This window comes from Bradyrhizobium sp. OAE829 (assembly GCF_040546575.1).
Classification (GTDB): domain Bacteria; phylum Pseudomonadota; class Alphaproteobacteria; order Rhizobiales; family Xanthobacteraceae; genus Bradyrhizobium.
In genome coordinates this window covers 4,650,829-4,668,436 of record NZ_JBEPOE010000001.1, presented here as the reverse complement: position 1 = coordinate 4,668,436, position 17,608 = coordinate 4,650,829, and the positions used below count along the sequence as shown (strand labels likewise).

Here is a 17,608-nt window from a genome sequence, read left to right as displayed (position 1 = left end):
ACCTATCGCGGCGTGCTCGCGGGGGCTTGCACCCCGGCACGCCGCGGCAGGTCCGTTGCAACCTGCCATTTTCTGCCGCGACTACGTCTCAAAAACAGGCACTTCGAGGCCCGGAATCATCCTTCGAATCGTCCTTTTCGGAGGCCGCCGAATCGCCCTTCGAGCGCCTTGAAAGAGCGCCAAAAAACACTATTTATTCAATAGCTTGTTGATGGAGACTTTGCGCTAGGCGCATCGCCTCTTTCATGGCACAAATAGAGCAATCAGCGCCTCATATTGCGCAGCTGATTCGGGACACCTCGAAGGCCTTACATGACAGAACCTGCCCGGCAGACACCTGCCGACACTGAGCATCCCATTCCGATTGAATATGGCGCGGAATCGATCCGGGTGTTGAAGGGCCTCGACGCCGTGCGCAAGCGGCCAGGCATGTATATCGGCGACACCGATGACGGATCCGGCCTGCACCACATGGTGTACGAGGTCGTCGACAATGCGATCGACGAAGCGCTTGCCGGTCATGCCAGCGCGGTCGAAGTCGTGCTCAATGCCGACGGCTCGGTGACGGTGCGCGACGACGGCCGCGGCATTCCGGTCGACATCCACAAGGGCGAAGGCATTTCCGCGGCCGAGGTCATCATGACCCAGCTGCACGCCGGCGGAAAATTCGACCAGAACTCCTACAAGGTCTCCGGCGGCCTGCACGGCGTCGGCGTCTCCGTCGTCAACGCGCTGTCGAGCAAGCTGCAGCTTCGGGTCTGGCGCGACGGCAAGGAGCATTACATCGAATTCGCCCACGGCGATTCCGTTGCCCCGCTCAAGGTGGTGGGTGAAGCCAATGGCAAGCGCGGCACCGAGGTGACGTTCTTTGCGTCGTCCGAAACCTTCACCAATGTCGAGTATGATTTCGCGACGCTGGAGCATCGCCTGCGCGAGCTCGCGTTCCTGAATTCCGGCGTCAATATCGTGCTGTCCGACATGCGCCACGCGGTCGAAAAGCGCGAGGTGATGCAATATGCCGGCGGCGTCGAGGAATTCGTCAAATATCTCGACCGCAACAAGAAGGCGATCGTGCCCGCCGCGATCATGGTGCGCGCGGAATTGAACGACATCGGCGTCGAGGCCGCGCTGTGGTGGAACGACAGCTACCACGAGAACGTGCTGTGCTTCACCAACAACATCCCGCAGCGTGACGGCGGCACCCATCTGGCCGGCTTCCGCGGCGCGCTGACGCGCCAGGTCAACGGCTATGCCGAGGCCAACGCCAAAAAGGAAAAGATCGCGCTGACCGGCGACGATTGCCGCGAAGGCCTCACCGCGGTGCTTTCGGTGAAAGTGCCGGACCCGAAATTCTCGTCGCAGACCAAGGACAAGCTGGTCTCCTCGGAAGTGCGTCCGGTGGTCGAAAACGTCCTCAACGAAGCGCTGGCGGCGTGGTTCGAGGAACATCCGTCCGAGGCCAAGGTCATTGTCGGCAAGGTGATCCAGGCCGCCGCCGCGCGCGAAGCCGCCCGCAAGGCGCGCGAACTGACCCGGAAGAGTCCGCTTGGCGGCACCTCGCTGCCCGGCAAGCTTTCCGACTGCCAGGAAAAGGACCCCGCCAAGTCAGAACTGTTCATCGTCGAGGGTGACTCCGCAGGCGGCAGCGCCAAGATGGGCCGCAACCGCGAATTCCAGGCGGTGTTGCCGCTGCGGGGCAAGATTCTCAACGTCGAGCGCGTTCGCATGGACAAAATGCTGTCCAGCGAGCAGATCGGCATTCTGATCGCAGCACTCGGCACCGGTATCAGCGACGATTTCAGCGCCGACAAGCTGCGCTACCACAAGATCATCCTGATGACGGACGCCGACGTCGACGGCTCGCATATCCGTACGCTGCTGCTGACGTTCTTCTACCGGCAGATGCGCGAGGTGATCGACCGCGGCCACCTTTATATCGCGCAGCCGCCGCTCTACAAGGTGGCGCGCGGCAAGTCCGAGCAGTACCTGAAGGACGAGCGCGCGCTGGAGGATTACCTGATCGCAACCGGCCTCGACGATTGCGTCTTCAAGCCGGCCACCGGATCGGAGCGTGCCGGCCGCGACCTGCTGTCGCTGGTCGAGGACGCCCGCATCATCCGCGGCATCCTGCATAATCTGCACAGCCGCTATAACCGCATGGTGGTCGAGCAGGCCGCGATCGCCGGCGTCTTGAGCCCGAAGATCACCAGCGACATCGGCACCGCCAACGCCGCCGCCGATTACATCGCCAAGCGGCTCGATGCACTGACCGACGAAGTCGAGCGCGGCTGGATTGGACGCTTCACGGAGGGTGAAGGCTTCCTGTTCGAACGCACCGTCCGCGGCGTCAAGGATGCCGCCATCATCGACGACGCGCTGCTCGGCTCCGCCGACGCCCGCAAGCTCGACGATTATGCAGCGAAACTGCAGGAGGCTTATCCGAAGCCGGGCGTGTTGCGCCGCAAGGATGCCGAGATCGCCATCCACGGGCCGGTCAGCCTGTTCGAAGCGGTGACCGATGCCGGCCGCAAGGGCGTCACGCTGCAGCGCTACAAAGGCCTCGGCGAGATGAATCCGGAGCAGCTCTGGGAAACCACGCTCGATACCAACGAGCGCTCGCTGCTGCAGGTGAAGATCAAGGAGGTCGACGAGGCCGACGACATCTTCACCAAGCTGATGGGCGACGTGGTCGAGCCGCGCCGCGAATTCATCCAGGACAACTCGCTCAGCGCCAATGTCGACGTGTGATGCACGGAGTTCCAGTGGCGCCCATCCAATACATCGTTGAAGGCGGCCACCGGCTTGCGGGCACGATCGAGCCGTCGGGCAACAAAAATGCGGCGCTGCCGATCATCGCGGCGGCGCTGCTGACCGACCATCCGGTCACGCTGGAGAACGTTCCCCGGATTCGCGATACCGAGACGCTGGTCGAACTGATCCGCTCGGTCGGCGCCTCGGCCGAATGGGTACAGCGCAACACGCTGAAGATCCACGCCAAGGAAATTCGCGCCGCCGATCTCGATCCTGAACTGTGCGCGCGGATCCGCGCCTCGATCCTGCTGGCGGGCCCGCTGCTGGCCCGTTGCGGTGAGGTGGCGCTGCCGCCGCCCGGCGGCGACGTGATCGGCCGCCGCCGCCTCGATACGCATTTTCTGGCCTTCGAACAGCTTGGCGCCACCGTCACGGCGACGCACCGGCTGGAGTTTCGCGCCTCGCGGCTGAAGGGCGCCGACGTCTTCCTCGACGAGCCCAGCGTCACCGCCACCGAAAACGCGCTGGTCGCCGCGGTCGCCGCCCACGGCACCACGCACCTGCGCAACGCCGCCTCCGAGCCGCATGTGCAGGACCTCGCGAACTTCCTGGTCGCGCTCGGCGCCAAGATCGAGGGCATCGGCACCAACACCATCATCATCCACGGGCCGGCGACGCTGGGCGGAACCAGCTACGCGATCCAGCCCGACCATATCGAGGTGGGCTCGCTGATCGGCCTCGCCGCCGTGACGCGCTCACCGCTGCGCATCGCCCGCGCCGGCGTCGAGCATCTGCGCTCGGTCCGGATGGGCTTTGAGCGGCTCGGTATCGTCTGCGGCGTCGAAGGCGACGATCTCGTGGTGCCGTCCGGCCAGACCATGAAGATCCAGGACGATTTCGGCGGCCATGTGCCGAAGCTCGAAGATCAGCCATGGCCGGCGTTTCCCGCCGACCTGATGTCGATCGCCATCGTCACCGCGACGCAATGCGACGGCGTCATCCTGATGTTCGAGAAGATGTTCGAATCGCGGATGTTCTTCGTCGACAAGCTGATCTCGATGGGCGCCCGTATCGTGCTGTGCGACCCGCACCGGGCCATCGTGGCGGGCCCGAGCCGGCTGCGCGGGGCGTTGATGACGTCGCCCGATATCCGCGCCGGCATGGCGATGCTGCTGGCGGCGGTGGCCGCGGAAGGCACCTCGACCATCAACAATGCCGACCAGATCGAACGCGGCTATGAGCGGATCGAGGAACGGCTCAACGCACTCGGCGCCAGGATTACGCGGGTGCCGGCGCGAGATGGTGGATAGAGCGTTTTCAAGCGAAGTGGACGCCGGTTCGCATAGCAATCAAGTTTGCGCAGATTGCGTAGACTTATCTGCGTAGAGAACGCGTCAAAACCAAAATCTACCGCAGCCACCGTCACTTTTTCGACCCGCCGCCGTGTTAGTCCTGATCCATGACCTCGCTCGACAAAATCGACGCACACGCACTCGCGCCTGCCCCGGCGGCGCGGACGCGCGGCCGTGTCGCTGAGGAGTTCGCCGAAACACTGAAGCTTGCAGTGCCGCTGGCGCTGACGCAGCTTGGGCAGATCGCGATGATGACGACCGATCTGGCGTTCATCGGCCGGCTCGGCGGTGAAGCGGTCGCTGCGGCGGCCCTCGCGCATACGGTCTTCTTCGTGATCTTCACGTTCGGCCTTGGCTTGGTGTCCGCCGTGGCCCCGCTGGCGGCGCAGGCTTTCGGCGCGCGCGACCCGCGCATGGTGCGGCGCGCGCTGCGCGTCGGCCTGTGGGCGGCGGTGTTGATCTCGGTGCCGCTGATGATCCTGCCGTTCCGCGGCGAGGCGATCCTGATCGCGCTCGGCCAGGCGCCGGCTGCCGCAAAGCTCGCGCAACAATATCTGTTCGGCCTCGCCTGGGGCATTCTGCCGGCGCTGTGGTTCATCGCGATACGCGGCTTCATGAGCGCCGTGAACCGGCCCGAGCCGGTGCTGTGGATCACGCTGGCCGCGATCCCGGCCAATGCGCTGCTGGTCTATCCGCTGCTCTACGGCAAATGGGGCCTGCCTGAGCTTGGGCTGTTCGGCGCAGGCCTTGCGACCAGCATCGTCAATCTCGGAACGTTCCTCGCCGGGCTGTGGTTCACCGCGCGCCGCCGGCCGTTCCGCAAATATCACGTGCTCGGCCGCATCTGGCGGATCGACTGGCCGTTGATGGGCAAGCTCGTCGTCATCGGCGCACCGATCTCGATGGCGTTCATGCTCGAATACGGATTGTTCGGCGCGGCCGGCCTGCTGATGGGCCTGATCTCAACCACCGCGCTCGCGGCACACCAGATCGCCCTGCAGATCGCGGCCATCCTCTACATGGTGCCGTTCGGGATCAGCATGGCGGCGACGGTCCGGGTCGGGCATGCGGTCGGGCGCCGCGACCGCGACGCCGTCAGGCGCGCTGGCTATGTCGCGATCCTGCTCGGGACGGCGTTCATGGCGACGATGACGCTCGCCGTGATGCTGGGACGGTTCACGATCGCCGAACTTTTCCTCGGCGAAGCCGTCGACGCCACGGCGACGCTGACGGCAACGCTGCTGCTGGTCGGAACCACCTTTTTCATCACCGACGGTATTCAGACCGTCGCCAACGGCGCCCTGCGCGGGATGAACGACACGCGTATACCCCTGTTATTCGCAACCCTCAGCTATTGGGGGATCGGCTTTACCTGCGCCTGGGCGCTCGGATTTCGGACGTCGCTTGGCGCCGGTGGCGTCTGGGTCGGATTGTCTGTCGGCACCGTCGTGTTTGCTATTCTGCTGATCTTGCGCTTCCGCCTGCTGTCGAACAGATTGGCGCTGCAATGACCGTTCGTGAAGTCACACCCACCATCGACCCGAACACACTGCCCGGCGCACAGTTCGCGGATGCTTTCCGTATCGAAATCGGCGATCGCGCCCTCAATGCGCGACAGGCGGCCGAGCGCATGATGGCGCGGCAGCCGCGATGGGCCGAAGCGCTGCTGACCCTGCGCAACATTCTGGTGGCGCCGTTTGGCCTCAAGACGTCAGGCGCCAGTTCGACTCCCAGAGAAATGGTCGGAATATTCCCGATCGTGAGCGAGCGGCCTGACCGGCTGGTCGCCGGCTTCAACGACAAACACCTGGATTTCCGCATCGTCGTGGACGTCGCGACATCAGGCGCCGCCCGGCAGGTCACCGCGACCACGCTGGTGCTGACGCACAACTGGCTGGGGCGGACCTATCTGGCCGTCATCATGCCGTTTCACCGGCTGATCGTCCGGAGCCTGCTGCGTCAGGTTGCGGCCTGAAGCGGGCACATAAGCGGGCCTCACGGACCTGTTGTCCGGCGTGAACCTGTTGTTCCGAACCTGCGACTGAAACCGGGAGACCGCGGCTGACGGCCGTGGTCTCACGACCCTTTGCGTCGGCGGCAGCTTCTGCCTGCAGCCACTTGCGCCCCCGCGTTCGGAGACCCTCATGCGTCTGGCAAAGTTCTTTCACCGCCCGCCGGGCGATGATGATCGCGGTCTGGTGTTCCACCCCGGCGGCAAGCCCACAGTCGTCGGCAAGTATATGAACGAGGCGCCGGGCGCGCGGAAAAAAGACGAGTTCCTGCGCAAGGAATATTCCAAACCCAAGACCGCCGTCGCCACGTTCCGCCGGCAAGTCGCCGAACTCACCGCAGCCGGCTATATCGAAACCACCCACACGGATTACATGCTGCGCAATCTGCTGCCGGATCCGCAGCCCAAGCCCGACTGGCAAAGAGGCCTCGACGATCTGATGCTGGCCGCGCTGGGCGAACCGCTCGACGTGCAGGCCAAATATTTTGCCGCGCTTCAGGATACGCCGGCGGCAAGCCAGCCGCTCTATCTCTGGCTCGCCGCCCACCACGGCTATGCCGACGATCAGGACAACAACCAGATCATTGCGCTTGCCGAACGCGGCCGCGACACCATCGCCGCCCACCGCGCCGCCAGGACGCCGCACTATTTCTGGTCGATGGAGGATCGCGACCTCGAGGCCCGAATATTGGAGGTTCTGAGCTGGGCGCATCTGCGCGCCGATAATCCAAAGGCCGCGCTGGAGGCGATCGAAGAGGCCTGCCGGGTCGACGCAAGCCAGGACCGCGGCGTGCAGCTCGCGACCATTCTGGTCGAGCATTTTCCGGAGCGGCAGGACGAGGCTTTCGATGACGCCTACAAATATCACGAGTTTGGCGGCTACGAAGACATCATCGCGCTGCCGGCCTATGCCGACTATGTCGCACGGAGAAAACGCAAATCGAAATCCGACAAGGGTTGGCGTTGGCACACGAAGGAGCCGGCAAGCGAAAGCGACCTGTTGCAGGCCGAGCAAGCGCTCGGCGCCAGCCTGCCGAAGGACTATCGGGAGTTCCTCACGACATACGGCTCGACCGAATTGCAGGTCCGGCTGCCGGAAGAATCAGCCGAACTGTGCTTCTACCGGCCGACCGAACTGGCGACCCAGCGCGACAATCTGTTCAACTACATCACGCGCTTCGAGAAGGATCCGGAAAAGGTCGACGCGTACTTCCGCGAGCAGTACGGCGTGGCCGCGCGCGACCTGCTGCCGGTCGCCGCGCCCTCGCAGCACAGCCGCTGCCTGGTGATCAATCTTGGAGAGGGCGAACGCTTTGGCTGGTGTTTTGAGTGGGACCATGACGGCTCGTGGGAGCTGGAGCAGGCCGCACCCAGCTTTGATGTTGCGCTCAAAGCGCTGACCTCCGGCATCGAGAAGCGCGATGCCGCCATGCTCGCTTTTCTCGGCATCTATCTCGACTGACCATAGCGTTTTCCTACCAGCGGCGTTGCGCTCGCGCGTTCGGAGATTCCCATGTATCTGGCAAAATTCTTTCACCGCCCCCCGGGGGACGACGACAGGGAACTGCTGTTAATTCCCGGCGGCGATCCGATCATTCTGGGCATCCTCATGCGTGAGGACCTGGAACCCGGGGAAGACCAGTATTTGCGCGAGGAATTTTCCGACATGGAAACCGCCGTCGCGGCGTTCCGCCGGCTTGCCGCCGAACTCGTCGCGGCCGGCTACATGGAAATCACGCACACGGATTACACGCTGCGCAATCTGCTGCCGGACCCGCAAGCCAAGCCCGACTGGCAAAAGGGGCTCGACGACCTGATGCTGGCGGCGCTGGGCGAATCCCTCGAAGCGCAGGCGAAACATCTTGCCGCGCTTCGGGACACGCCGGCGGCAGATGAACCGCTCTATCTCCTGCTCGCCGCCAACCACGGTTACTTCGACGACCAGGACGATGAAGGGATCATCAAGCTTGCCGAACGTGGACGCGACACCATCGTGGCCCGCCGTGCGGCCAGGACTCCGTATTACGCCTGGTCCATCAGGGAAAGCGACCTCGAGGCCCGCACGCTGGAAGTCCAGAGCTGGGCGCATCTGAGCGCCGATGATCCAAAGGCCGCGCTGGAGGCAATCGAAGAGGCCTGCAGGGTCGATGCAAGCGTGGACCGCGGCGCGCAGCGCGCGATGATTCTGGTCGACCACTTTCCGGAACGGCAGGAGGAAGCTTTCGATTACGCCTATAAGTATCGCGGGTTTGGCGGTTACGAAGAGATTATCGAGCTGCCGGCCTATGCCGATTATGTCGCGCGGCGCAAGAGCATATCGGAATCCGACAAGGGCTGGCGCTGGCACAGCAAGAAGGCCGTGAGCGAAAGCGACCTGCTTCAGGCCGAAGAGGAACTCGGCGCCAGGCTGCCGAAAGAATACCGCGAATTCCTCGCGCAGCATGGCGAGAGCGAATTGCAGGTCCGGCTGCCGGACGCTTCGGCCGAATTGTGCTTCTACCGCCCGACGGAACTGGCGACCCAGCGCAGCAATCTGTTCAACTTCATCGCGCTCACCGAGGACGATCCGAAAAATATCGATGCCTACTTCCGCGAGGAGTACGGCGTGGCCGCGCGCGACCTGCTGCCGGTCGCCGAACCCGCCCATCACAGCCGCTGCCTGGTGATCAATCTCGGGCAGGGCGAGCGCTTCGGCTGGTGCTTCCTGTGGGACCATGACGGCGCCTTCGAACTGGAACAGGCGGCGCCCAGCTTCGACGCCGCATTGAAGGCGCTGACCGACGGCATCGCAAAGCGCGATGCCACCACGCTCAATTTTCTGGGCGTTTACTTGGACTGACCACGGGCGGCGGCTTTGCCGACCACTCCGCGACGCAGCGATCGAGATCGCCGATGTTCTGGCGCATCTGCTCCAGCGAAAATCCGAGCGCGAAGAAGCGCTCGGCGGCATCGCCCGGCAGGCCGCGGATCAGGCCATCGCGGCGGACAGAGGCTACCTCCTCCGCGTAGCCTTGCAGCGCGAATTGCACGGGGTCGATCACCGGCGGGCTGACGCCGCTGCGCAATGCGGCCGCCGACGCGCGCAGATGCGCGTCAATCGCCTCGCGCACGCCGGACAATGGCGTATCCAGCCGCGCCTGCACGTTCGCAGGCAATGCCACCAAACACTCCCGTCCGATCATCACGACGTCATGACGCAGCCGCAGGATGGTCCGCAGCAGCGGGCCGGTGTCCGGCCCCGAGGACAGGCGCGCCGCACGCTCGCGCTCGGCTTCCTGCCCCATCGCATGCAAGGCCGTCACCGCAGCACCGATGCCGTCCTGGATCCGGTGCGCCGCGTCGTTGTCGAGGCCATGCGTCAGGCCAACCAGCAGTTCAGAGAATGCGCCCGCGATCAGTTCGATCAGGCGCGCCGCATTGGCGCGGATCTGACGATGCGCCCGCGACGGCAATACCAAAAAGGAAGCGGCTAGCCCGGTGGACGCGCCGACGGTGACCTCGATCAGGCGATCGATCACGGAATCCAGCGGACTGGTGTGGTGCATCTCCGGAATCAGCAATACGATGACACCTGTCACCGTGGCCGCGGTCAGGCTGGGGTTGAGCGATCCGAGATAGGCCAGCGGAGCTACCGTGAGCACCAACAAGGCCAGCAGGGCCGCTTCGCTCGAATGCGGAATCAGCACCGCAAGCGCTCCGCCGTAGATCGCGCCGCCGATCGTCCCCAGCATGTAGTCCGTGGTCGCCTTCAGCGACCGCCCGACGCTCATCTGGGTGACGATGAGGGAGGTCAGAACAGCCCATAGCGGCAGCGTCAGATGCAGGGCGTTCGCGATGGTGTAGGCCACAACCGCCGCCACCGTCACCCGGATAGCCAGCGCCAGTTGCGTCCGCCGCGACCGAACGCGGGCCGCCACGCGCTTCAGAAAGCCAGCCATGCGCTCCATTCCGCAATCTGCAGGCGATCCTGCCTGTAAATGAGCTTTAGCATAGCTGGTGCCCGCGACCCGGAGACGGCTTGAAAGGTGGATTCAGCCCGCCTACCCTGCGGGCCAAAACGAGGAAACACGATGGCCAACGAAACCGCAACGCTCGCCTCCTATGTCGCCAATCTGAAATTCGAGGATATTCCGCCGGAGGTATTGGCGCGCGCCAAGGTGCTGACGCTCGATTTCCTCGGCAGCACGATCCGGGCGCGGCGCGACGCGGAATCCACCGCCTCGCTGCTGAAGATGCTGGAAGCCCTGGCGCTGGACGGCAAGGGCGAATCCACCGTGTTCGGCGACAGCAAAACCTGGACCCCTGCGGTTGCCGCCCTGCTCAACGGCGCACTCGGCCATTCGCTTGACTTCGACGATACCCATGCGGATTCCTCGCTGCATCCGAGCGCGCCCGTCGTGCCGGCAGCATTCGCGGTCGGCGAGATGGTCGGCGCGTCGGGCCGCGACGTGCTCACCGCCATCGTCGCCGGCTATGAAGTGTGCTGCCGGCTTGGCAACGCGCTCGACCCCACCTCGCATTATGCGCGTGGCTTCCATCCGACCGCGACCGCAGGAACCTATGGCGCGGCCGCTGCCGCCGGAAAGCTGTTCGGCCTGTCGAAGGACCAGATCGTCTCGGCGTTCGGTGTTTCCGGCAGCCAGGCCGCCGGCTCGCTGCAGTTCCTGGTGAACGGCGCCTGGAACAAGCGCTATCAGGTCGGCGCCGCCGCGATGAACGGCGTGATCGCGGCTACCCTGGCACGAAACGATTTCGTCGGTTCGAGCGAGTCGGTCGAAGGCAAACATGGCCTGCTCGTCGGCTACAGCGACAACGCGCATCCGGACAAGGCGACCGCCGGCCTCGGCAAGACCTATGAGACGCTTCGAATTGGCGTAAAGCCCTATCCGAGCTGCCGCTACACCCATGCCGCGCTGGATGCGCTGATCGCGATGCGCCGGGAGCACAATCTGACGCCGGACCAGATCAAGCGCGTCGAGATCGGCCTGCACCGCAACGGCATCACGCTGACCGGCGACGCCGCCACCAAGCGTCACCCGACCTCGATCGTCGGCGGGCAATTCTCGATGTTCTTCACCGGCGCGCTGGCGCTCGACCAGGGCCGCTTCGGCTGGGACGATTACGAGCGGCTCGGCGACGCCGCGGTCAATGCGCTCGCCGACAAGTTCGACGTGGTGCAGGACGATCGCCTCGAGATCGGCCGCACCCATCCCTTTGGCGCGCGCGTCTCCATCACCACCGACGATGCCGTACATGAGCGGCTCTATGCCGACCCCTCCGGCGAGCCGGATTCATTTCCAGACGCGCAGGCGATGCAGCAGAAGTTCCTCACGCTCGCCCGCCCGGTGCTGAACGGCCGCGCCGACCAGCTTGCGGATGCGATCCTCTCGCTCGAGCGATTCGATCGCGTCGCGAAGGCCACGCAGTTGGGAAGGCAGTAAGCAGAGCTAGCGCCATGTCCGCGGACTTCCCTCTCCCCTTGTGGGATCGAGACGAGCGAAGCTCGCTCTTGGGGTGGCTTCGCGAAGCGAAGACGGGTGAGGGGTTCTCTCCTCACCGCACAGCTCGCGTTGAGGATAGAGACCCCTCATCCGGCGCTTCGCGCCCACCTTCTCCCACAAGGGGAGAAGGAAGAATCTCGGCACCGCTCAATTCGTTCCTGCAAGCTTTCCCTTGTCGCCGGTCGCCGCGACGACGTCCGTCACCAGCCTGAACACACCATCCGCCTCCGGCGGCCCGTTCGGCGAACGACCGAGTCGCACGATGACGAGCTTTTCGCTGGGGATGATGATCACATATTGTCCCATCGTGCCCTTGGCGAAAAAGGCGTCGCGCGGCCAGCCGTGCCCGGTGCGATAGCTGGCGCCAAAGCTGTCGCCGAGATTGGTCCAGAAGCCGGCGCCGATGCCGACCCAGGCTTTCGGCGTCGGCGAGGCCGAATACTTCACCCATCCCTCGGGCAGGATGCGCTTGCCGCCAGCCACACCGTCATTGAGATAGAGCTGGCCGAAGCGTGCCCAGTCGCGCGCGGTCGCCAGCATCTGGCTCGATCCCTCCGCATTGCCTGCGGCATCGAACTCGATGGTCACGTTGCGCATGCCGAGTGGTGCGAACAATTCGGTCTGCGCGAACCGCAGCATGTCCGCCGCTTTCCCGCCCGCCGCGTCGCGGATCAAATGCGAGAGAATGACGGTATTGCCGTCATTGTAATTCCAATGGCTGCCGGGCAGCGTTTCGAGTTGAACGCTCTCGGCATATGCAGCCATGTCTGATTCCATGAACTTCATCCGGTTGACCGGCTCGAACACTGAGCTGAGCGAAGCCTGCAGCGAACTGCCGAGCGCCAGCCCCGCCGTGTGACGCAACAGATGATCCACCGTAATCGCACGCCTGGGATCGCCGGCGCCTTGCCATGCCGCAACCGGCGCGGACTGATCGAGCGTCATCGCGCCCTTGCGCACGAGAATGCCCGTCAGCGCCGATATCACCGACTTGGTCGCGGAGAAGCCGAGGATCGGCGTGTCGATGCCGTAACCTTCGGCATATCGCTCGGCGACGACGCGGCCATCCCTAAGCACCACAATCGCCTTGGTCGCACGCTTCGGCGGCTGCTCGGGCTCGGCAAAGGCGCGATCGAGCGCGGCGGCCAGTTGGGGATTGGCTGGCGTGACGACCGAAGGCCCCGCGATATCGGGCAACAGCGCCTGTGATGATTTGGCATCGATCGATGGCACAGCGATTTCGGCGACCGCACCGCCGTGATCGAGATAGCAGCCAAGACCTTCGCGGTAGACCGCGTGGCTGCGGCCGAGGCCGAGCAACGTCACGGTGGTTTCCTTCCGCGCCCGATCGACACGATAATCCATCGCCCAGGTGATCAGGCTGACGCCGGGCATCGCGGCGGTGGTTTCGCGAAGAATCCGGTCCGGCTGCTGGCCGGACACGAAGGTCTCCGTGCACAGTATGTTGGCGACAAAGCCGGTGGCAATTTTGGGAACATCGCGTGCCCTCGCCGCGGAGAGCGCCAGCGCGCCGAGCGCGGTGGTGGTCGCGAGGATGAGCAGCAGGTTTCGTCGGATCATATTGGCCTCCGGCATGACGCATGAGCGCGTGCCGGCGATGTTGACGAAGGGGCTGCTGGCTGCTCGCCGGATTTGAAAATCGGGCTGGCCGAAACTGACGGGCGTCTCGCCGATTTCGGAATTATGTAGAACTTACAACAATTTATGGATCAAGCCGCCGAAGCGTTCTGCCGCCTATACTCGGTCGGGGTCACGCCGGTGATGGCCTTGAAGGCGCGGTTAAACGGGCCGAGCGACTGGAAGCCGGCATCCATCGCAATGGTGATGACGGGGACTTCGGCCTGCGTCGGGTCTGACAGCGCTGCCTTGGCTTCCTCGATCCGATGGTTGTTGAGGAAGACATTGAAATTACGGTAGCCGAGCCGCTGGTTGATCAGCCGTCGCAATCTGTATTCGGGTATTCCAAGTTTGGTCGCGAGCGTGCCGATCGTGATGTTGTCGTGGCGGTAGATGCGCTCATCGGCCATCAAGCGCATCAGCGCATCGACCAGCTTTTGGTCGTGCGCATCCTCCGCCGCGACCGTCTGAACCGGTGCAATCGTTACCGGCGCGACTTGAGATGCCACGGGAAACAGCTCGGCACCATCCACGCGCATCATCGCGTAGCAGATCGCCGCCACCACGCCGGCCAGAACGGCTGAATTCACCGTGTTGACGACCTCACTACCGGGCATGAATATCTGCAGCACCGCGTTCATGCCGCCATACAGCGCGGATGCGCCGACGATGAAGCCGCGAACGCCACGCCGGCGCTCGACCAGATCCGCCGGCCATGAGGCGATCGTCTGCGCCACCGCCAGTGCGATGAATCCGAGCGCCACCAGATTGACCGCGACGATGGCAATCCGCGCGCTGAATGTCGGTCCGGTCCACATGCAATTGACAAAACTGAACGCGGTAACTCCAGCCCATATCAGCGCATGCCACCAGCGCAACCTGAACGCCTCGTCGAACAGCGCACGCGTGAACAGCCAGAACACCACGACATTGCCGGTCGACAATGCGATCAACGGCGCATACGGAAGGGAGACCGGCGACGACCAGCCAATCGAATAGCTCACGGCGTGCGCGGCCGATCCCAGGGCAAACGCCGCGGCCAGCCGCCCCGCGAGCACGGTGCCGAACCCGCGAAACAGCGATGCCGCGAGCACCAGCAGCAGCGCCACGATGGCGCCGCGCAAGGCGATGTCGATTGTAGAAAGCAGCATCGATCGGCCCAGAAGCGCGGTCAGCCGCGCAAGCTGCTTTTAATGCAGATCGGCGCACGATTCAATTTTTGCAAGAGTGTCGGCTTACCGCCGTTTCCTCGATGCGTTCAAGCCGGGACCGACGATAGTGTGTTTGGACGACGCGGGACAAGTGCTGCTATGATCGCCGCAAATGCAAAGGAGCTTCTCATGAGCTGGCAGCCTTCCAACGATCCCGTGCTCGGCGATCCCAAAACCTGCGACGCGCTTGACCTCATCATCGTGCCGCGCACCCGCGATCTCGGCGATGGATTCGTGGTGCGGCGCGCGCTGCCGCATGGCAAGCGGCAGATGGTCGGTCCCTTCATCTTCTTCGATCATTTCGGCCCGATGCAATTCATCGCCGGCAACGGCATGGACGTGCGGCCGCATCCGCATATCGGGCTCGCCACCGTCACCTATCTGTTCGACGGCAGCATCATGCACCGCGACAGCGAGGGCAACATCCAGGAGATCCAGCCCGGCGCGATGAATTTGATGACCGCCGGCCGCGGCATCGCACATTCCGAACGCACGCCCGACGTGCAGCGCCGCGACGGCCAGAAGATGCTGGGCCTGCAAAGCTGGATCGCGCTGCCGGCGGGCTCGGAGGAAATCGCGCCGTCGTTCCAGCACTACGCCGCCGACAGCCTGCCGACAGTCAAGGACGGCGGCTTCACCGCGCGCATCATCGCCGGCAGCGGCTTTGGCGTGAAATCGCCGGTCACGATGGTATCGCCGTGGTTCTATACCGAGGTGACGGCCACCGCCGGCACCAGCGTGCCGCTCGACCCCGACCACGAGGAGCGCGCGATCTATCTCGTCGACGGCGAAGTCGAGATCGCCAACGAGCGCTACGAGGCGCCGCGCTTGCTGATCTTCCGGCCCGGCGACCGCATCACGGTGAAGGCGATCAAGCCGACGCGGATGATGTTCCTCGGCGGCGACGCGCTGGAGGGCCCGCGCCATATCTGGTGGAATTTCGTTTCTTCCAGCAAGGAGCGGATCGAACAGGCCAAACAGGACTGGAAAACCGGCCGTTTTGCCCATGTTCCCCAGGAACACGAGTTCATTCCGCTGCCGGAGTGAGCTATCCCTCCGCTAACAACTCCACCGCCCGCGCCTTGCCCGCGCGGACGCTTTTGAAAGCATGACACCATGAACGCGATGCTCGCCAGCGATTTGCCCCTGCCACGGATCGGGCGCGGCAAGGTCCGCGATATCTATGCCGTCGGCGACGACCGCGTGCTGCTGCTGACCACCGACCGCATCAGCGCGTTCGACGTCGTGATGGCCGAAACCATCCCGATGAAGGGCGCGGTGCTGACCCAGATCAGCGCCTGGTGGTTCCGCCAGCTCGCAGACGTCGTGCCGCATCACATGATCAGCGCCGATGCCGACGAGATCATCGCACAGGTGCCGGCGTTGAAGGCGCACCGCGCCGACATCGCCGGACGCGCGATGCTCTGCCGGCGCACCACCGTGTTCCCGGTTGAGTGCGTGATCCGCGGCTACATCTCGGGATCTGCCTGGAAGGAATATGCCGCATCGGGCACGCTGGCCGGCGAGAAGCTCGCGGCGGGGCTGGTCGAGAGCGAGAAGCTGGAACCCTCGATCTTCAGTCCGGCGACCAAGGCCGAGACCGGGCATGACGAGAACATCACGGTCGCGCGCGTGCGCGAGATCCTGGGCGCCGACGTTGCGCAGACGCTGGAGGGCATGGCCCGCACCGTCTATGATTTCGGCGAGAAGGTCAGCCGCAAGCAGGGCATCATCATCGCCGACACCAAGTTCGAGTTCGGCCGCGACGGCGACGGCCGCATCATCCTGATCGACGAGGTGATGACTCCAGACAGTTCGCGGTTCTGGGCGGTCGATGTCTACAAACCCGGTCAGCCGCAACCGAGCTTCGACAAGCAGCCGCTGCGCGATTACCTCGACGCCGAGCGCCGCGCCGGCCGCTGGAACGGCGACGCGCCGCCTCCACCACTGCCCGCTAGCGTGGTCGATGCCACCAGCAAGCGCTATCTGGAAGCGTATCGGCGTGTGACGGGGGCGGAGCTGAAGATTTGAGGCCGCCGCACGGTGAGATTGCCACAGCACCGCGCCTCTCAAACGGTGTCGTCCCGGCGAACGCTCAGATGCGCAATTGCGCATCGGGGGACCCATAACCACAGGGCGTTGTTGTTTGACTCGCTGTGGCTCCAGCCAATGCAAAACCACGTCCTGTGGTTATGGGTCCCGGATCGCGCTCGCTTTGCTCGCTTGTCCGGGACGACGGTGGTGATGGCGTTGCTCACAGCCTCACGCTAGGCTCCTCCCAAAATCGACAATTGGGAGGCACGCATGTCCGAAGAAAATTCAGTCTTGGTCGAACGCGATGGACCGGCGACCATCGTTTCCATCAACCGTCCGCATTGCCGCAACGCCGTCGACGGCGCGACTGCGCGCAAGCTCTACGATGCGTTTCTGGCGTTTGACGCCGATGAAGCGGCATCGGTTGCGGTGTTCACCGGCACCGGCGGTTATTTCTGCGCCGGCGCCGACCTCAAGGCGGTGGCGGCGGGCGATCCCAACAAGAAGCGCGAGATCGGCGGCCATGACTCGATTGCGCCGATGGGGCCGAGCCGGTTGCGGCTGTCAAAACCCGTGATCGCCGCGGTCGAGGGATTTGCGGTCGCCGGCGGCATGGAACTCGCGCTGTGGGCGGACATGAGGGTCGTTGCCGAGGACGCCACCTTCGGCATCTTCTGCCGCAGGTTCGGCGTGCCGCTGATCGATCTCGGCACCATCCGCCTGCCGCGGCTGATCGGCCATTCCCAGGCCATCGACCTGATCCTGACCGGGCGCCCGGTCGGCGGGCCGGAGGCGTTGCGCATGGGCCTTGCCAATCGCCTGGTGCGAAGAGGCGAAGCCGTTGCACAGGCGATCGCGCTGGCCAGGGAAATCGCGGCCTTCCCGCAGACCTGCATGCGCGCCGACCGGCTCTCGGCGCTGCGGCAATGGGACCTCGCGGAGGAAGACGCCATCGCCAATGAAATGCGGGGCGGGCTGAAGGTGATCGCCTCGGGCGAGACACTCTCAGGCGCTGCACGATTTGCGTCCGGCGCCGGCCGGCATGGCGCGTTCGGCGGAGACGCAGCGAACGACTGACGGCGCCGTCACACGTCCCCTGTCACAAGAATA

The 17,608-nt window shown here is 64.4% G+C and carries 13 protein-coding genes; 10 read left to right on the top strand and 3 right to left on the bottom strand.

Translation table 11 applies throughout. The features are described 5' to 3' along the window. The first annotated feature begins 312 nt into the window (after positions 1-312). The 6 genes from gyrB (at position 313) to ABIE49_RS22500 (ending at position 8,953) form a co-directional block, all read left to right on the top strand. Positions 313-2,748, top strand: coding sequence for a DNA topoisomerase (ATP-hydrolyzing) subunit B (gene gyrB / locus ABIE49_RS22525; RefSeq protein ID WP_192736311.1), 2,436 nt, complete (start codon positions 313-315; stop codon positions 2,746-2,748). A gap of 14 nt (positions 2,749-2,762) precedes the next feature. Then, entirely contained in the window at positions 2,763-4,061 is a 1,299-nt protein-coding gene (gene murA / locus ABIE49_RS22520) for a UDP-N-acetylglucosamine 1-carboxyvinyltransferase (RefSeq protein ID WP_192736310.1), read from the top strand. A gap of 149 nt (positions 4,062-4,210) precedes the next feature. Continuing rightward, positions 4,211-5,614 (top strand): MATE family efflux transporter, encoded by a 1,404-nt coding sequence (locus ABIE49_RS22515; RefSeq protein WP_192736309.1) that lies wholly within the window; start codon positions 4,211-4,213, stop codon positions 5,612-5,614. Next, entirely contained in the window at positions 5,611-6,078 is a 468-nt protein-coding gene (locus tag ABIE49_RS22510) for a DUF2867 domain-containing protein (RefSeq protein WP_192736308.1), read from the top strand. The genes ABIE49_RS22515 and ABIE49_RS22510 overlap by 4 nt, the downstream gene beginning before the upstream one ends. Positions 6,079-6,247: 169 nt before the next feature. Further along, positions 6,248-7,576, top strand: a complete 1,329-nt coding sequence (locus tag ABIE49_RS22505) for an SMI1/KNR4 family protein (protein WP_192736307.1) — start codon at positions 6,248-6,250, stop codon at positions 7,574-7,576. 51 nt (positions 7,577-7,627) lie between these two features. Beyond that, the gene (locus tag ABIE49_RS22500) at positions 7,628-8,953 is read left to right on the top strand and encodes an SMI1/KNR4 family protein (protein WP_192736306.1); all 1,326 of its coding nucleotides are present in this window, start codon (positions 7,628-7,630) and stop codon (positions 8,951-8,953) included. Here the strand turns inward: ABIE49_RS22500 and ABIE49_RS22495 are convergent. Beyond that, positions 8,925-10,052 (bottom strand): FUSC family protein, encoded by a 1,128-nt coding sequence (locus tag ABIE49_RS22495; RefSeq protein ID WP_192736305.1) that lies wholly within the window; start codon positions 10,050-10,052, stop codon positions 8,925-8,927. The genes ABIE49_RS22500 and ABIE49_RS22495 overlap by 29 nt on opposite strands. Before the next feature lie 132 nt (positions 10,053-10,184). On the opposite strand from ABIE49_RS22495, the gene ABIE49_RS22490 reads away from it, so the two are divergent. Continuing rightward, complete coding sequence (locus tag ABIE49_RS22490; RefSeq protein WP_192736304.1) at positions 10,185-11,555, top strand: MmgE/PrpD family protein; 1,371 nt, start codon at positions 10,185-10,187, stop codon at positions 11,553-11,555. Positions 11,556-11,762: 207 nt separating this feature from the next. Here the strand turns inward: ABIE49_RS22490 and ABIE49_RS22485 are convergent, their stop codons facing one another. Both ABIE49_RS22485 and ABIE49_RS22480 read right to left on the bottom strand, forming a co-directional pair. Further along, entirely contained in the window at positions 11,763-13,196 is a 1,434-nt protein-coding gene (locus ABIE49_RS22485; protein WP_192736303.1) for a serine hydrolase domain-containing protein, read from the bottom strand. Positions 13,197-13,345: 149 nt separating this feature from the next. Further along, entirely contained in the window at positions 13,346-14,404 is a 1,059-nt protein-coding gene (locus tag ABIE49_RS22480; protein ID WP_192736302.1) for an AraC family transcriptional regulator, read from the bottom strand. 189 nt (positions 14,405-14,593) lie between these two features. Between ABIE49_RS22480 and ABIE49_RS22475 the strand changes: the two genes are divergently transcribed. The 3 genes from ABIE49_RS22475 to ABIE49_RS22465 all read left to right on the top strand — a co-directional run bounded on the left by ABIE49_RS22475 (position 14,594) and on the right by ABIE49_RS22465 (position 17,575). After that, positions 14,594-15,511, top strand: a complete 918-nt coding sequence (locus ABIE49_RS22475) for a pirin family protein (RefSeq protein ID WP_192736301.1) — start codon at positions 14,594-14,596, stop codon at positions 15,509-15,511. A gap of 69 nt (positions 15,512-15,580) precedes the next feature. Then, positions 15,581-16,495, top strand: coding sequence for a phosphoribosylaminoimidazolesuccinocarboxamide synthase (locus ABIE49_RS22470; RefSeq protein ID WP_192736300.1), 915 nt, complete (start codon positions 15,581-15,583; stop codon positions 16,493-16,495). A gap of 273 nt (positions 16,496-16,768) precedes the next feature. After that, positions 16,769-17,575, top strand: coding sequence for a crotonase/enoyl-CoA hydratase family protein (locus ABIE49_RS22465; protein WP_192736299.1), 807 nt, complete (start codon positions 16,769-16,771; stop codon positions 17,573-17,575). The last annotated feature ends 33 nt before the right edge of the window (positions 17,576-17,608 follow it).

Bases quoted from the DNA above. Each gene is read 5' to 3' on its own strand.
- gyrB (WP_192736311.1), top strand. From the start codon at position 313: ATGACAGAACCTGCCCGGCAGACACCTGCCGACACTGAGCATCCCATT.
- ABIE49_RS22515 (WP_192736309.1), top strand. From the start codon at position 4,211: ATGACCTCGCTCGACAAAATCGACGCACACGCACTCGCGCCTGCCCCG.
- ABIE49_RS22510 (WP_192736308.1), top strand. From the start codon at position 5,611: ATGACCGTTCGTGAAGTCACACCCACCATCGACCCGAACACACTGCCC.
- ABIE49_RS22505 (WP_192736307.1), top strand. From the start codon at position 6,248: ATGCGTCTGGCAAAGTTCTTTCACCGCCCGCCGGGCGATGATGATCGC.
- ABIE49_RS22500 (WP_192736306.1), top strand. From the start codon at position 7,628: ATGTATCTGGCAAAATTCTTTCACCGCCCCCCGGGGGACGACGACAGG.
- ABIE49_RS22495 (WP_192736305.1), bottom strand. From the start codon at position 10,052: ATGGCTGGCTTTCTGAAGCGCGTGGCGGCCCGCGTTCGGTCGCGGCGG.
- ABIE49_RS22490 (WP_192736304.1), top strand. From the start codon at position 10,185: ATGGCCAACGAAACCGCAACGCTCGCCTCCTATGTCGCCAATCTGAAA.
- ABIE49_RS22485 (WP_192736303.1), bottom strand. From the start codon at position 13,196: ATGATCCGACGAAACCTGCTGCTCATCCTCGCGACCACCACCGCGCTC.
- ABIE49_RS22480 (WP_192736302.1), bottom strand. From the start codon at position 14,404: ATGCTGCTTTCTACAATCGACATCGCCTTGCGCGGCGCCATCGTGGCG.
- ABIE49_RS22475 (WP_192736301.1), top strand. From the start codon at position 14,594: ATGAGCTGGCAGCCTTCCAACGATCCCGTGCTCGGCGATCCCAAAACC.
- ABIE49_RS22470 (WP_192736300.1), top strand. From the start codon at position 15,581: ATGAACGCGATGCTCGCCAGCGATTTGCCCCTGCCACGGATCGGGCGC.
- ABIE49_RS22465 (WP_192736299.1), top strand. From the start codon at position 16,769: ATGTCCGAAGAAAATTCAGTCTTGGTCGAACGCGATGGACCGGCGACC.